12 protein-coding genes are annotated in these 15,566 nt (G+C 74.5%); all 12 read left to right on the top strand.

Annotated elements, in window-relative coordinates:
* The first annotated feature begins 72 nt into the window (after positions 1-72).
* The 12 genes from ACFZB9_RS10870 (at position 73) to ACFZB9_RS10815 (ending at position 15,565) form a co-directional block, all read left to right on the top strand.
* Positions 73-408, top strand: coding sequence for a hypothetical protein (locus tag ACFZB9_RS10870; RefSeq protein WP_391445746.1), 336 nt, complete (start codon positions 73-75; stop codon positions 406-408).
* Positions 409-580: 172 nt separating this feature from the next.
* Complete coding sequence (locus ACFZB9_RS10865; RefSeq protein WP_391445744.1) at positions 581-3,754, top strand: CHAT domain-containing protein; 3,174 nt, start codon at positions 581-583, stop codon at positions 3,752-3,754.
* Complete coding sequence (locus ACFZB9_RS10860) at positions 3,751-4,509, top strand: hypothetical protein (protein ID WP_391445742.1); 759 nt, start codon at positions 3,751-3,753, stop codon at positions 4,507-4,509. The genes ACFZB9_RS10865 and ACFZB9_RS10860 overlap by 4 nt, the downstream gene beginning before the upstream one ends.
* Positions 4,509-5,243: an RES family NAD+ phosphorylase gene (locus tag ACFZB9_RS10855; protein ID WP_391445741.1), complete on the top strand. Its 735-nt coding sequence runs from the start codon at positions 4,509-4,511 to the stop codon at positions 5,241-5,243. Before ACFZB9_RS10860 ends, ACFZB9_RS10855 begins: the two co-directional genes overlap by 1 nt.
* Positions 5,240-6,013, top strand: a complete 774-nt coding sequence (locus ACFZB9_RS10850; RefSeq protein ID WP_391445740.1) for a hypothetical protein — start codon at positions 5,240-5,242, stop codon at positions 6,011-6,013. Before ACFZB9_RS10855 ends, ACFZB9_RS10850 begins: the two co-directional genes overlap by 4 nt.
* Entirely contained in the window at positions 6,013-6,933 is a 921-nt protein-coding gene (locus ACFZB9_RS10845) for a protein phosphatase 2C domain-containing protein (protein WP_391445738.1), read from the top strand. Before ACFZB9_RS10850 ends, ACFZB9_RS10845 begins: the two co-directional genes overlap by 1 nt.
* Positions 6,933-8,099, top strand: coding sequence for a hypothetical protein (locus ACFZB9_RS10840; RefSeq protein ID WP_391445737.1), 1,167 nt, complete (start codon positions 6,933-6,935; stop codon positions 8,097-8,099). The genes ACFZB9_RS10845 and ACFZB9_RS10840 overlap by 1 nt, the downstream gene beginning before the upstream one ends.
* On the top strand, positions 8,096-8,794 hold the full coding sequence (locus tag ACFZB9_RS10835) for a 4Fe-4S single cluster domain-containing protein (protein WP_391445735.1): 699 nt from the start codon (positions 8,096-8,098) through the stop codon (positions 8,792-8,794). The genes ACFZB9_RS10840 and ACFZB9_RS10835 overlap by 4 nt, the downstream gene beginning before the upstream one ends.
* Entirely contained in the window at positions 8,791-10,302 is a 1,512-nt protein-coding gene (locus tag ACFZB9_RS10830; RefSeq protein WP_391445733.1) for a hypothetical protein, read from the top strand. Before ACFZB9_RS10835 ends, ACFZB9_RS10830 begins: the two co-directional genes overlap by 4 nt.
* Entirely contained in the window at positions 10,299-12,416 is a 2,118-nt protein-coding gene (locus ACFZB9_RS10825; protein ID WP_391445731.1) for an AAA family ATPase, read from the top strand. Before ACFZB9_RS10830 ends, ACFZB9_RS10825 begins: the two co-directional genes overlap by 4 nt.
* Complete coding sequence (locus ACFZB9_RS10820) at positions 12,416-14,377, top strand: Hsp70 family protein (protein WP_391445729.1); 1,962 nt, start codon at positions 12,416-12,418, stop codon at positions 14,375-14,377. Before ACFZB9_RS10825 ends, ACFZB9_RS10820 begins: the two co-directional genes overlap by 1 nt.
* Positions 14,378-15,565 carry a hypothetical protein gene (locus tag ACFZB9_RS10815; protein WP_391445728.1) on the top strand — a complete coding sequence of 396 codons (1,188 nt, stop codon included), beginning with the start codon at positions 14,378-14,380 and terminating at the stop codon, positions 15,563-15,565.
* The last annotated feature ends 1 nt before the right edge of the window (position 15,566 follow it).

The raw sequence follows: 15,566 nt of genomic DNA, 5'->3' as shown, positions 1-15,566 counted from the left end.
GCCAGCGACTACTCCGGGAGGGCCACGGCTTGCTTGGCCACGGACACCGTGACGGCCGGTAAGGCTGGCGAGGTGGCCGAGATCTGGGCCGCTATGCAGAGCGCGGGGACGCGGAGTGGGAAGAATGTGCAGCAGGTGATTCAGCCTGCCGGCAGTGCGGAGCAGGCGCAGCCCTATCTCGCTGGGCTGATCAGTCAGCGCTGCGATCTGATCGTCACCGTCGGCTCCGCCTTCGGGCAGGCCGTGCCTGCGCTCGCGAAGGCGGATCCGGCGGCCCGGTTCGTCACTGTTGACGCCTCGTTGACCGGGGCACCTGGCGGTGTCACGCTGCTGGGCGGTGACGGGGCTGCCGCGCGGGTTGGGGAGCAGGTGCAGGGGCTTCGGCGGGCGGGAGGTGCGGGGGGCTGAGGTGCGGTAGGTCCGTGGGGGGATCGTGGTTGATTCCTGGTTGTTATCCGGTCGCTGGGCCCAGCGGGTCTCCTCCGGGGCGTCGGCAGTGCATGATGTGGGTCGCCACTATGCGTGTCGGATAGCGGGGGCCCGGATGACGAGTAGTCAAGATCCAGATGAAGAACAACGGTTGACCAGCGAAGACGGCGGGGTGCAGGGAGTCCGGGCCTGGGCGCGGGACGCGGTGGCGCGGGCCGAGTCGCTGCTGCTCGCGGATCCGGCGGGGCCGCCGCGGCCGCAGCTGGGCGATCCGGCCGTGCAGGACCGGGTGATCATGGAACTCGTCGATCTGGAGGGGCTGCTGGGGCCGGACGAGCCGATGCGTGCGCTGCTGGTGGCAAGGCTCGGCGGGCTGCTCGCGACCCGCTACCTGACCCGTGGTGGTGCGGTGGCCGACCGGGCGCGGGGGCTTCGGTTGCTCCGGGAGGCGCGGGCGGGCGGGGCGGCGGTGGATGGTTGGGAGGCCCAGCGGGCGGCGCTGTCCCTGGTGATGCTGCTGAGCCGGACGCCGATACGCCAAGCGGACGGCGCGGAGCACAGCAATCCTGAACTCGCCGAGCTGGCAGAGCTGCTGGCGGAGCTGGGGGCGGTGCAGTGTGGACCCGGGACCTCGGTGGATCCGGCCCGCCTCGTCCAGGACTCGGTGCAGCAGGCCGGGGCGAGCGCGTTCGAGGCGCTGCGCAGCGGGGATCCGAGCCTGCTGGTCGAGGCCATCGGCTCGCTTCGGCAGGCGGCCGGCGACGTGCCGGCGGGCTTCGACCCGCACCAGGTGCTCGGGCTCTTCTCCGCCGCCTTCCTGTCCAGTTCCCAGAGCGTCGGCGGGAACCAGCAGGACGCGGAGGAGGCCGAGCGGCAGCTGGACGAGGCGGTGGAGCGGCTCGGCGCGGCCGGTGCCGCCGCGCACCCTCAGCTGGCCGTCATGACGAAGATGCAGGCCCTGGTCCTGCGCAGCCGTCGCTTCCGGCACGAGGGGAACCGGGCGGGCATCGAGACCTGCATCGAGGAACTCCTCGCCCTGCGCGATTCCCTGTCCGAGCACGACCGGGCCGCCACCCCGCATCTGGGCCCGATCGCCGCGGCCCACCTCGATCTCGCGATGGTGACCCAGGACCCCGAGATACTGCGAACGGGCTTGCGCTTCTACGAGGAGGCGGTGCAGGCCATGGAGTCCATCCCGAGCCTGCGCGGCATGGTCGGGATACAGCTCACCAACCTGGCGTCGTTGCGTGCCCGGATCGACGGTGATCCGGAGGTCCTGCGCGCCCACTTCGCGGCCCGGCCGACCGAGCCGGAGCGCGGTCTGCTGGACGACCGGGTCGAGAGCCTGGCCATCGAAGCGCTGGCCAGGAAGACACAGGCCGACCTCACCGGGGCCCGGGCCGATCAGGACCGTGCCATCGAGGCGCTGCAGGGGGTCCGGCGGGCGGCGGGGCCGGACGGCCAGGTCTTCCAGCACGCCCACCTGCTCTGGACCCTGGCGGAGGCCCACCTCGTGCGCGGCGACCGGCAGTTGGGGGACCTGGTGGCCGGTGCCGAAATCATGGTGGAGTCGTTCGAGGCCCTGCGGGACGAGGTGCTGCTCGAATCCGGCGCCGAGCACCGGCTCCTGACGGCACGCGGCGCGGCGTCACGCACCCTGCACGGTGCCTGGTGGTGCGGTGACGGCAAGGCGCCCGGGCGCGCAGTGACGATGCTGGAACTCGGCCGTTCGCTGGTGCTCCAGGCCGCCGCGGCCTCGGCGGAGGTGCCCGAGTTGCTGGAGGCGCACGGGCACCACGAGTTGGCGGCCGCCTGGCGGCAGGCGGGTGCGACACCGACCGGTGCCGCGGACCGGCCGCCGATCCCCGGCCTGTTGCGCCGCCAGGCCCTGAACGCCCTCCGGGACTGCCAACCGCACTCCGAGCCACCCACGTTGGTGGAGCTGTGCGCGGGCCTGCGGCCGGGCGAGGCCGACGCCCTGGTGTACCTGCTGCCCGGGCAGCAGGCGGCGGACGGCACGCAGCTGCACGGCATGGCCATCGTCCTCACCCCCGACGAGCAGATCGGCGCCCTGGCGCTGCCGCACCTCGCCCATGACGAGCGCGCGCCGCTGGAGGCCTACCTCGACCTCTCGGCGGAACGCTCACGCCTGCGCGCCGGGGGCGACGAGGCGGGCGAGGCCGAGGAGGCCGCAGCGGCCGGACTCGAAGCGGTCGAACCGCGATGGGAGCAGGCCCTGGCGGAGCTCTGCGACTGGGCGTGGCCGGCGGTCGTCGGCCCGCTTGCCGAGGGCATCGCCGCGTACCGGGCGCAGAGTTCGGCGTGGGGGCCGGGCGACCGTGCCGAGCCGCTGCGGTTGGTGCTGATCCCCTGCGGCAATCTCGGCGTGGTGCCCTGGCACGCCGCGCGGCACCGGGCGGAGGACGGGCGCTACCGCTACGCCTGCGAGAGCATGGTGTTCTCGTACGCCGCCTCGGGGCGGCAGTTCCTCGGCGCCGCGGCCCGCGAGCGCCTCGCGGTGGCCGAGCGCCCGGTGCTGGTGGCCGACCCGCGGATGGACCTCACCCTGGCCGAGCGGGAGGTCCTCGCACTGCGCGACGGCTGCTACCAGCAGGCCGAACTCTACGGCGCGTACTACGAGCTGGACGATCCGCCGGTCGGCCCGGGGACCCCGGACGAGTTGCTGGCGCTGCTCCCCGGCGGGGGCGCGCAGCGGCCGCTCTCGCTCCTGCACATCGCCTCGCACGGTTCGGCGGGCGTGCGGCCCACGGTGTCCGCGCTCGGCCTGGCCGTCCCCGAGGAGGCCGAGGCACAGGGCGGCGGGGCCGAGGCACAGGGCGGCAGGGCCGAAGGGCAGGGTGGTGGGGCGGCGGCGCCGGACCCGGGCATGCTCACCGTGACGCGGCTGCTGGACCGCCCGTCGGCAGCCGGCGCCGACGGGGCGGGCCCGTTGGTGGTGCTCAGTGCCTGCGAGACCGACCTGAGCACCCGCGACCACGACGAGGCGCTGACCCTGGCAACGGCCTTCCTCGCGCGCGGGGCCAAGGACGTGGTGGGCTCGCGCTGGACCACCCGGGACGGCGCCTCGGCACTGATGATGACCGTCTTCCACCACCACGTGGCGATCACGGGCCTGAGCCCGGCGGATGCCCTGCGGGCCGCCCAGCTCTGGATGCTGGACCCCTGCCGCACCGCCCCACCGAGCCTGCGGGGCGAGCTGCTGCGCGAGTTGGAGCAGCCCGACCTGGACCGGCTGCCGATCTGGGCGGCCTTCACCCACCAGGGCCATCCGGGGCCCGCGACACGATCGGAGGGGACGGTATGAACCCACAGGAGCTGCTGGCGCTGCTGCGGCAGCACTGGGACGACATCCGCAGCGCCCTCGACCAGCCACAGCACGAGCTGCTGGTGGCCCGGCTGAACGCGCTCGCCGCGGCCGAGGGGGACGAACTGGCCACCCGCAAGGCACTGCAGGGGGTCAAGCTCGCGCTGCTGCCGCTGCCGGTGCGCCACCCGGTCCGGATGGCACTGGCGAGCAGCACGCGCCTGGTCGCCACCTCCGACGCCCGGCCGGTCGCGACGCACGCGCGGGAGCTGCTGGCCTGGCTGGCGGACAGCGACGCCCCGTCCGTCGCGATGACAGTCTCTGACGGACCGTCAGACAGTGACATCGATGCGTCGGCCCCCGACACCGCCGAGATCATAGCCACCGTGCAGCGCCGACTGCTCGCCGCGCCCGCCCTCAGCAGCGCCGAGCTGAGTGCGCGCGGCGTGGGCGAACGCGGCGTGGGCGAACGCGGGGGTGAGCCCGGCCAGGCCGGCGCCGGCCTGATCCAACTGATCGACACCGCGGGCGAAGTGCGCTACCCGGCCTTCCAGTTCGCCGGGGACGGCCACGGCCCGCTCCCCGTGGTCGAGCGGATCAACCGGCTGCTCCTGGCCGAGCAGGACCCGTGGGGTGCCGCCGACTGGTGGCTGGCCGGGAACAGTTGGCTGGGCGGCACGCCGGCAGCGCTGCTCGGACTGGTCTCGGACGAGCTGCTGACCGCCGCCGCCCTCGCGCTGGTGGAGGGGGACTGATGACCGCCCAGCTCCCGCCCGAGGACTCCGCGACCTTCCTGATGAAGCCCAACCTGTCCACCCTGCCCGCCGGGACGGAACTGTGGCGCTGCCACCAGACCCGGTGGTCCGGCGCCGAGTTCAGCCCGGCGCTGGCCGACTTCCACTTCGGCGGCAGCCGATTCGACGGCACTCCGCTCGACCCGTACCCGTACCTGTACGCCGCCCCCGAGCCGGCCACCGCGCTGGCCGAGGTGCTGCTCCGCTCGATGGCCTTCGACACGGAGACCGGGATGCGGCTGGTCCCGTACCGCCGAATCGTCGAGCGCTCGTTGACGGCGCTGCGGACCACCATCGACCTGCGGCTCATCGAGCTGGTCAGCGAGGAGGACCTGGCCGCCGTCTGCCAGGACTCCTGGCTGCTGGAGACCGAGGGCCCGGGATATGCCCAGACCCGGCGCTGGGCTGCCGAGTTGCGTGCCCGGGTCCCCGAGGCGCAGGGCCTGCTCTGGCAGTCCCGACGGCATCGGCCGCGGCATGCGCTGGTGCTGTTCGGCGACCGCTGCCGGACGGAGCCGGTCAAAACCGATCCCGGTTCGTCCGTCCAACTCGACACCCCAGCAGGGGTGCTGGAGGCCAACCGGCTGCTCGCCCCGCTCCGGGCGGCGATCGTGGCGCCCTGGCAGCAGGCGGCCGACGAGCCCGAACCGCCGGAGTGGGCGCGGCCGACAGCAGGGTCGGTGAGCGGGCGATGACGACCACGACCGGCCTCGGGTTCGGGCGCGGCTTCGACGAGCGCCAGCCCGTGATCGTCCTGCTGGACACCTCCGCCTCGATGAACCGCCCGGCCCACAGTCCGCGGATCGCCGAGCTCAACCGGGCGCTGGCCGGCTGGTTCGACTCGGTCCGGTCCAAACCGCAGCTGCTGGCCAGGGTGGAGGTCTGCCTGATCGCCTTCGACGAGCGGGTGCGGATCTACGACACGGTGGCGGGCGGATTCCGCGCGCCGCAGCAGGCGGACGGCGATGCGGTCTTCGCGCCGCTGGCCGGGCTGCGGCCGCCCGAGCTGCCGGCGGCCGGGTGCAGTTGCCTGGTTCCCGCGGTGCGGCTCGCCCTGGAGCTGGCGCAGCGCCGCCGTCAGGAGCTGACCGACCGGGGGCTGCCGGTGGTACGGCCGGTGATCTGGCTGCTCACCGACGGCGCGCCGAGCGACGAGTGGGGAACGGCGCTGGACGCCGGGCAACTCGCGTCCACCGCCGCTGAGTTGCGACAGGCCGAGCAGGAGGACGGATGTGCCTTCTTCGTGGTCGGGGTCCGCGGGGCGGACCAGGAGCTGCTGAAGGTCCTCGCGCCATGGTCCACCCACATGCTGGAGAACCTGGACTTCAGCCAGATCCTGAGCCTCCTGCTCGCCAGCTCCGACCGGCTGGAGCCCGGCCGGACGATCAAGGAGACCTACACGGACGTCGCCCACGACGCCGACCGGGCCAGAATCCTGAACGAACTGGAAGAGGACTACCTGTGATGGCCGTGGCACCGGGCGCCGGCCGCGCCTCGCCAATCCTCACGGGCGCGGTGGTGCAGGGCACCGCGCACCTGGCGACCGGGCGCGGCTGCCAGGACGCGTTCAAGGCCGTGGCCGCCGGACAGGCTCTGGTGCTGGCCGTCGCGGACGGCGCGGGCAGCCGGGACCGCAGCGCACTGGGGGCGCACCTGGCGGTGGACACGGCCTGCCGGCTGCTCGCGGTGGACGTCCCGTCGGCCGAGGACGATGCGGCGGCCTGGCGCGCGTGGATCGGCGAGCGGGCCGTCGCGGTGGTGGACGGCTACCTGCGCGCGGTGCGAGCGCTCCTCGGCGCCGAGCAGGCGGAGCAGGCAGAGCAGGCGGAGCAGGCGGAGGAGGCAGAGCAGGCTGAGCAAGGAGATCGGCCGCCGCAGGAAGGCGCGCTGGCCGCGACGCTGGCCGCCGCCGTGCTCCGACCGCCCTGGGTGGCGTTCCTCTCGGTGGGCGACTGCTTCGGCACCGTGCTCACCCGCACGAACGGCTCCCAGGGCGGCCAGGGCGGCCAGGGCGGCCAGGGGTCGGACGGCGACGAGCGGTGCCGCCTGGCGCTGCCGCCCCGCACGCCGCCCGTCTTCCTCTCCACGCCCGGCGTGCGGGAGCGGGTCGACACCCTGGTCCTGCACGAGCCGGACCTCAGCGGCGTCGTCCTGGCGACGGACGGGTGCGCCCCGCTCGCCCTCGACCACCCGTCCGTCCACGGTCTCCCGGCGGCCGCCGGCCCGCTCGCCTCACCCCGGTTCTTCTGCTCGCTGGCCGCGGAGCTGCGCGCCAACGGCGGCGATGCCGAGCCGCTGCGCGCGTTGCTCTCCGGCCCGCAGGCGGCGCGCAGCGGCGACGACCTCACCGTGCTGTGCGCCCTGCTCACCGGAGGTGCCGGCTGATGGCGGTGCGGGTGCTCGCCGAGGACGGGCGGCAGTGGCGGCTGGCCGAGCGGATCGGGCAGGGCGGCGAGGGAGCGGTGTACACGGTCGAGGACGCCCCGCAGCTGGTGGCCAAGCTGGTGCCGCGTCCCCCCGATCCGGCGGCCTACCGCCGGCGGATCGAGCGGCTGGTGCGCCAGCGGTGGGAGCCGCGCACCGTGCGGCTGCGAGCCGGCGGCCTGGCCGCCGCCGACGGCAGCAGCGGTAGCAGTGGCGGCAACGGCAACGGCAGCAGCACGCTCGCCTGGCCACTGGTCGCGGTCACCACCGTGCGCGGCGGCGTGCACGGCTACCTGATGGCCGATCTGCGCTGCCGCTACCAGCCGCTCGAACGGCTGCTGGCACCGGCCGGCCGCCAGGAGCAGCTCCCCGGCAGCAGCTGGGCGACCGCACTGCGGGCGGCCGCCGGGCTCGCCTCGTTGCTGGCCGCGCTGCACGCGGAGGCGTACCTGGTCGGGGACCTCAAGCCGGACAACCTCTGGGTGGACGAGTGGGGCGGTATCGGGATCGCGGACGTGGACTCCTGGCAGTTCACCGACCACGGGCAGCTGTTCGCCTGCCGGATGCACACCCCGGGCTACACCGCACCGGAAGCGGTGGCGGATCCACGCACGGCACTGACCGAGGCGGCGGACGACTTCGTGCTCGCGGTGCTGGTCCACCAGCTCCTGCTGGTCGGCCTGCACCCGTTCGCCGGGCGGCCGGCGGACGGCAACCGCTACGTCTCGCTGGACGACAATCTGCTGCACGGCCGCTGTCGCCTGATCGATCGTCAATCAGTGGTGTTCACCCGGCCGTTGCCGCCGTTCGACCTCCTTCCCGGGCGGCTCGCGGAGCTCTTCCGGAGCGCCTTCGGCCCTACCGGGCGCCGCTCGCCCGGGCAACGGCCGTCCGCCGCGACCTGGGCGAGGGCGCTGAGGGCGGAGCTGGCCGACGGCAGGCTGCGCGGCTGCGCCGAGAACCGCCGGCACGTCCACTCGGTGGAGCGCCCCTGGTGCCCCTGGTGCGATCTGGCCCGGCGCGGGCACGAGGAGTATCCGGAGGAGCCCGTCGACGCACCGCCCAACCGGCCTGCCGGACAGGCGAGTCGACCGACGAACACGAACACGGCCCGGAGGGTGAAGTGAGCGAGCAGGGAGCCGAGCAGCTGGCAGCGGGGGCACGGCTCTCCGTGGCCCGCACGCTCAACCGGTGCACCGTCCTGGGGCCCGGCCGCCGGGCCGTGCTCTGGGTCCAGGGCTGCCCGTTGCGCTGCAAGGGCTGCGTCGCGGCCGAGACGCTGCCGTTCGCCCCGGAGGCGGGCCGACCGGTCGCCGAACTGGTCGACTGGCTCACAGAGTTGACCGACATCGAGGGTGTCACGCTGTCCGGCGGCGAGCCCTTTGCGCAGGCCGCGGCGCTGGTCGAACTGCTCGACGGGGTCCGGGCGGTGCGCCCCGAGCTGTCCGCGATGGCCTACTCCGGCTTCCGCCTCCCGGTCCTGCGGCGCGGCACCGGAGCACAGCGGGAGCTGCTGGCGCGGCTCGACCTGCTGGTGGACGGCCCGTACGTGGCCGCGCTGCACGCGGACCTGCGCTGGCGCGGTTCCTCGAACCAGCGCATCCACCCGCTGTCGCCGCGCTATCTGAAGGAGCTGGCGGAGCCCGACACCAGCGCCGGCATCCAACTGTCCGTCGGGCTCGACGGCTCGTTCTCCTGGGCCGGCGTCCCGGCGGTGCCGGGCTTCCGCGAGGAGATGGAACGGCGGATCGCGGCCGAGGGCTTCGCACTGCACACCGAGGCGGGCGGCCCAGTCCCGCACACCGGAGGAGGGGAACTGTGAGCGGGTCACCCATGTACAGCACCGTCTCGGTCGCCGCGGTGCGCCGCGCCGCCGAGGCCGAGCGCCGTCGGCGACAGGTCGCACAGCGGCGACGGCGGGAGGAGGAACGGGCCCGCGAGCGGGCCCGGCGGGCGGCGGCCCGGGCCGAGGCCCAGCGCCGCGACCGGGAGCGCCAGGACCGGGCCCGGGCCGAGGCCGACCACCGGATCGCCGAGCGGGAGCGGGAGCGGGCCGAGCGGGTGGCGTCGGTGCTGTGGGAGCAGGGCGAGGCGGCCTCCCGCAGCCTTCAGGAGGTGGCGGGCCTGATCACGGCGGTGCGCGCGCAGGCGGGCGCGGCGGCCGTGCTGGGGCTGGAGCGGCAGCTCGCGGCGCTGCGCTCCCGCGCGCCGCACCAGCCGGACGCCGCGCTCCTGGCGGCGGTCGAGGAGCTGCGCGGTCAGGCGGTCGCGCTCGGGACCGCGGGACAGGCCCGGAGCCGGGCGGACAGCGCCGACCACGCCGTCCAACTCGCCTCGTTCGAGCGTCAGCTGGCGCTGATCGGGCCGACCGGAGCCGGGCTCGACCCGGCCGGTCACCGCCGGTGTGCCGAGCTGCTGGACGAGCTTCGCCAGGCTCTGAGGGGCCATCAGGACCTGCGGGCGGAAGCCCTCCTGGGGACCGTCGAACACGAACTCGCCCGCCACGCCGCTGCCGTGGACACCGCCCGGACGGCCGCACTCACCCGCGAGAGGGAGCAGCGACTGGCCGCCGAGGAGCAGCGCGAGGCGGTGCGGCGACGGGAGCAGGAGCAGCAGCGGGCCGCCGAACAGGACCGGCGGCGCGCGGCCGAGCTGGCCGCCCAACTCGCCGAGGCGGCGGACCGGCTGGCCGTCGTCGCGCCAGCCGCGCGGGACGCCGCCCAGGACGCCGGCAAGCGAGGAGAGGCGGCGCTCCGGGCGCGGCTGCTCGGTGCGCTGGACCAGGTGACCCTGGCGATCGACGCCTCCCAGGGCGCGGCGGCGCTGGGCGCGGTCAGCGAGCTGGAGCGCTTGCTGCCCGAGGCGGAGGCGCGACTGGACGAGCTGCTGCTGGCCTACCAGCGCCGCGCCGAGCTGGCCAAGGCGCTGAAGGCGGCGATGGGCCACCACGGGCTGGAGCTGGCGCACGGGGATGACGCGGGCCCGGAGTTCGTGCTGGTCTTCGAGCGGGCGGGCGGCGCCACGTACCGGACGGCGGTGCGCAGCGACGCCGAGGGCGGCGCCCTGCTGACCTACACGGTGCAGGACGAGTCGGACGACCCGGTGATGTCCGAGCGGGGCGAGGTGACCTGCAGCCCGGAGGCGCTGCTGGACCGGGTGCACGCGGCGATGGCGGAGGACGGCTACCAGCCGGGCGAGTTGGACTGGGACGGCAAGCCGCCACGCGGCAGCGCACGGACCCGACCCGGGAGCCGGACCGGGAGCGGGAGCCGGACCGGGACCGGGACCGGGACCGGGCAGCAGGGCGACACCTCCGCGAGCCAGATATGACGGATCGTCAGGATGCTTCGGCCGAGCCGACCGACAGCCGGAACGTGGCCCACGCGGGCGCCCCGCGCTGGGCGGCCTCGCTGCGCTGGGAGCTGCGCCGCGGCCGCCAGGTGATCATCACCGGGCAGGTCCGCGACCGCTGGTGGTGGCAGGGGGAGCCGGCCTCCTTCCGCACGGTGCTGGCCAAGGTCCTGGACGCCTGCGGGGCCGATGTGGTGGCCTGGTGGGAGCCGGTCGACGGCGTCGGCTTTCCGCTCGCCGGGCATCGCGAGCGCTTCGAGGCACTGGCCCGGCGGGCCGGCAAACGGCCGCCGCAGGGCCACGACGCCGAGCCACCGCCGCAGCCGGACCACGGCCAGGACCGGACCCAGGGACAGGACCAGGGACAGGACCGGGGGCAGAACCGGGCCTGGGACCAAGGACAGGACCGGGACTGGAACCAGGAGCAGGAGCAGGAGCAGCACCGGAACCCGGGCCCTGGCCCGGGGCAGGACCCGCACCAGCCGCCGACACCGCGCGACGAGCGCCAGCAGCGGATCCTGGGCGACCTGCTCACCGCCCGCCCCGCCCGTCGCCTGGTCCCGGTGGAGGACGCGCTCGCCGAGGCCCACCGGCTGACGGCCTTCCCCCAGGCGGCCACCGCCTTCGTCTTCGAGGACATCGACCTCGCCCTGCCGCAGGCCGAGGCCGCCTCGGTCCAGGGCTACCTGCGCCTGCGCGCCGCGATGGCGGACGCCGCCACTCCCCCGCCCGGCCCCGGCCGCGGCGAGCCGCCGCTCGCCCGCAATCCGGTGCTCGCCGTGGTCGGCGACCTCGGCCGGCTGCCCGGCTGGCTGCACCGGGAGGATCCGCGCACGGTGGTGCTGCACGTCGACCGGCCCGACCAGGCCGAGCGCCGGCGCTGGTTCGCCATGACCGCACCGGAGTTCAACGGCGGGGCGAACGCCACCGCCGCGGAGCTGGAGGCGCTGGTCGGCGCCACCGACGGCATGACGGCCTGGGAGCTGGACGCGCTGGCCAGGACCTCGCAGGTGCGCAAGGTGCCGGTGCAGGAGCCGGGCAAGCTGCTGGAACGCCACCGGCTCAACGTCAACGTCGATCCCTGGACGCAGCTCGACCGGCGCACCATCGCCGCGGCGGCCCAGGAGTTGGGCATCCGGGTGCTCGGGCAGCCCGGGGCCGTGGACGCGGTGGTGGGCGCCCTGCAGGCGGCCTACGTCGGGGTGGGCTTCGGCAGCTCCGGGGCCGCGCGGCCGCGCGGCTCGTTCTTCTTCGTCGGCCCCACCGGCGTCGGCAAGACGGAACTCGCCAAGGCAGTCGCCCAGTTGATCTTCGGGGATCCGAGCGCCTACGCGCGCTTCGACATGAGCGAGTACCAGCAGGAGCACGCGGCCGAGCGCCTGGCCGGGGCGCCGCCCGGCTTCCTCGGCTACGACCAGGGCGGCGAGTTGACCCGGCGGGTGCAGGAACGGCCGTTCAGCGTGCTGCTCTTCGACGAGATCGAGAAGGCCCACCCGGCCGTGCTCGACAAGTTCCTGCAGATCCTGGAGGACGGCCGGCTCACTGACGGCCAGGGCCGGACCGCCTACTTCTCCCAGAGCCTGATCATCTTCACCTCCAACACCGGCTCGGACGGCCTGCACCAGCTGCTGGCCGAGCACGGCGGCGACCTGCCCTACCCGGTGCTCCAGGAGCACTTCACCGAGGCGGTGGAGGCCAAGTTCCGGGCCATCGGCCGGCCGGAGATCTACGGCCGCCTCAAGCCGGGCGTGGTGGTCTTCGACATGCTGCGCACCGAGCACGTCATCGGCATCGCGGAACGGCTGCTCGGGCAGCTCGCCGAATCGGTGCGTGCGCGCCACCAGGTCGAGCTGGTCCACGACCGGGCCGGCCTGCACCCGTGGATCACCACGCGGATGGCCGACCCCGAGCGGCAGGCCTACGGCGGTCGGCAGATCCGCAACGAGCTGGAGGCCGTGCTGCTGGCCGTGGTGCGCCACCTGGTCACCCACCAGCCGCCGGCCGGCAGCCGGATCCGGCTGGGGATCGCCGAGGACGGCACGGTGCGGGTGACCCCCGACGCCCTGGTGAAGAAGAGGGACGGTGAGGACTGATGCACGGGATCGACCTGGGCGGCAGCTACGCCCGGATCGCCTGGCCGGACCCCGCGGGCAGGACCGCGACGGGCGCCGCCGTACCGGCCACGGTGCACGTCGCCGGGCCCGGTGACCTGCGGGTCAGCCGCGCCTGGGGGGCGCTGTCGGCCCGCTCCCGGCTCTTCGCGGGTGCCACCGAGGACTCCGTCGGACCGCAGGAGCTGACCGCCTGCGTGCTGGCCGCCCTCGCACAGCGCAGCCTGGCGGGCGGCGGCGACCTCCCGCAGACGGTCGCACTCGCGGTGCCGGCCGCGGCGCGGACGGGCCCGGGTGGTGCGACCGGCAACGGCATGGAGCCGGCGCTGCGCTCGGCCGTCACCCGGGCCGGTCTGACGGTCGGGCAGGTGCTGCCCGAACCGGTGGCCACCGCGCTGCACTACGAGACGATCCGCGAAGGCGCGAACCTGTCGGTCCTGGTCTACGACCAGGGCGCCACCAGCTCGGACCTGACGCTGCTGGCCATCGACGCCGACCGCACGGTGCGGGTGCTGGAGAGCCGCACCGAGCCGATCGGCGGCGACCGCTGGGACGAGGCGATCGCCGGTGAACTGCTGCGCCGGCTCGGCTCCCCCGAAGCCTCGGCGGGCCCATTGCTCCGGGTCGCCGAGCAGCTGCGGCTCGCGCTCGGCACGGTGCCGGTGGCACGGCAGCCGGTGCCCTGGGAGGACGGCGACCGCGAGGTCTCGCTCGACCGGCAGACCTTCGAGCAGCTGGTCGAGCCGATCCGCGCGCAGAGCCTCGCGTCGGTCGACGCGCTGCTGGCCTCGGTCAGGGAGCGCGGCCTGACCGAGCCGCAGACGCTGCTGCTGGCCGGCGGACTCAGCGCCACACCGGGGATGGCCGAGTGGTTCGAGCAGCGGCTCGGGATCCTGGTGGAGTCGCGGACCCCGGAGGCGGCGGTGGCGAACGGGCTGGCGCTGGCAGAGGACTTCGGGCTGCTGCAGGTGCTGACGGGCAGTCAGGCGACCGCGTCACGGCCGAGGATGGCCAAGGATCCCGAGCCGCCACGAGTGCGGGCCGCGGAGCGGGTCACGGAACGCGCCGTGGAGACCGAGGACCCCGAGCCGAACTCCGGGCGGCCCGCGAGGCCCACCCGCCCCTTCGAAAGACCACGTGCCCCGGAACGTGAGCCGGTGGTAGCACCGATACCCGAGCCGACAGCCGAGCGCGAGCCCACGTTCGACTGCACGGACGCCGACCCCTCGCCTTCTGACGAGTCGTCAGTACCCGATCCCGGCACCCCCGTCACCCTGCACCCCCACCCCGTCGAGCAGTTGCGCGCGATCCGCCGCGACGACCACCTCCTCGTGGTCTGGGCCTGGCCCCCCGACGGCCGCGAGGCCCGGGTGCGCTGGCGTCTGGAGGGCCCCGCCCCCGCCGGCCGCCCACAGGCCGGGGATCTGCGCTGCCCCCGTCGGGTCTACGAGCACGACGGCGGCCTGGACCTGACGGTCGGCCGCGGCGCCGTCACCCTCACCGTGGAGGTGCTCGTACCGCGCCCGCCCGGTCCGCTCACCGAGGCCGCCGCGCTGAGCCTGCCCGCCAGGCCCCCCTTGGTGCGCTATGCGGCCTCCGTCCACCGCGACCTGCCCGACCTGCGCAGCTTCAGCGGCCTGCGCAACCTCGGCGGCCTGCGCGCCCGAACGGCCCGGCTGGCCTTCACCGCGGAGACCGCCTGCCTGCTGCCCGCGCTCCAGGTGGTGCACGGCCTGGGTCGCAGCTGCCCGAGCAGTGCCAAGGACGGCACCGTGCTGCGCGAACTTCCCGCCCAACGACTGGAGGCACAGGCCCCGTTCACCGTCGAACTGCCCTTTCCGCCCACCCGCGGCGCGTCCTGGCTGGTCTGCCTGCCGATCGCGCCGGACGACAACGCGGTGGAGCTGCGCCCGACCGCCCTGCATCGACTGAGAGTGACCTGAATGGCCGCCAGACTTGCCTGCCCGTACTGCTACGAGACCTTCACCGCCCGGGAGATCGGCTTCCGGTGCAGCACCCGCCTCAGCCGCAACGGTCGGCAGTGCACGCCCGAGCGCGATCCGGTGCTCGCCGAGCGGATGGGCAAGCGCGGCGAGCTCGGCCCGGTCTTCTCCACCGGTGACGGGCGCCACCCCCGAGCCGCCTGTCCGAGGTGCGGGGACGAGTCGACGTATCGGATCTGCCCGGTCTGCCACAGCACCCTGCCGGTTCAGTTCGGCAAGCTGGAGCACAAGTTGATCGCGATGGTGGGCGCCAAGGCCTCCGGCAAGACGGTCTACATGACCGTGCTGCTGCACGAGTTGATGAACCGGGTGGGCGCCCGGCTGGGCGCCTCACTGATGGCCTCGGACGACGCGACGATGCAGCGCTTCGACTCGGAGTACCAGGAGACGCTCTACCGAAAGGGTCAACTCCCCTCCGGGACCAGGCGTGCGGGGGCCGGTGACAACCGGGTGGACCCGCTGGTGTTCCGCTTCGGCCTCGGCCGCGGCCGGTTCTACGGCTCCCGCCCGCGGCACAGCGTGCTCTCCTTCTTCGACACCGCGGGCGAGAACTTCAACTCGCGCGAGAGCATCGAGCTGAACACCCGCTACCTGGCGCACGCCGACGGCATCATCCTGATCCTCGATCCGCTGCAGATGCCGGGTGCCCGGGCGCTGGTCCGCCCGGGCACCGTGCTGCCGGGGTCCGACGGGGTGGACGCACCGGGCAACGCGCTCAACCGGGTGACGAACATGCTGCTGGCCCAGCGCAAGGGCGGTGGCACCGGCCTGATCACCACCCCGATCGCGGTGGTCTTCGCCAAGCTCGACGCCCTCTGGGACACCCTGGACGCCGGCAGCCCGCTGCGCGCCCACCCGCCCGCCGGTGATCGCTTCGACACCGGCGACAGCCTCGACGTCCACGAGGAGGTCCGCCGGCTGCTGAAGGAGTGGGAGGGCGTGCCGATCGACCAGAACCTGGAGCACAACTACCGCCGCTACCGCTACTTCGGGGTCTCCGCCCTGGGCAACAGCCCCACCGCCGACACCCGGGTGGCGCCCACCGGCATCCAGCCCTACCGGGTCACCGACCCGCTGCTGTGGCTGCTGAGCGAGTTCGGCTCGGTGCCCCGGCGGGGACGTGGGTGAC

Source organism: Kitasatospora sp. NPDC008050, assembly GCF_042957465.1.
In the GTDB taxonomy this organism is placed as follows: domain Bacteria; phylum Actinomycetota; class Actinomycetes; order Streptomycetales; family Streptomycetaceae; genus Kitasatospora.
This window is presented reverse-complemented; position numbering and strand designations above follow the sequence as displayed.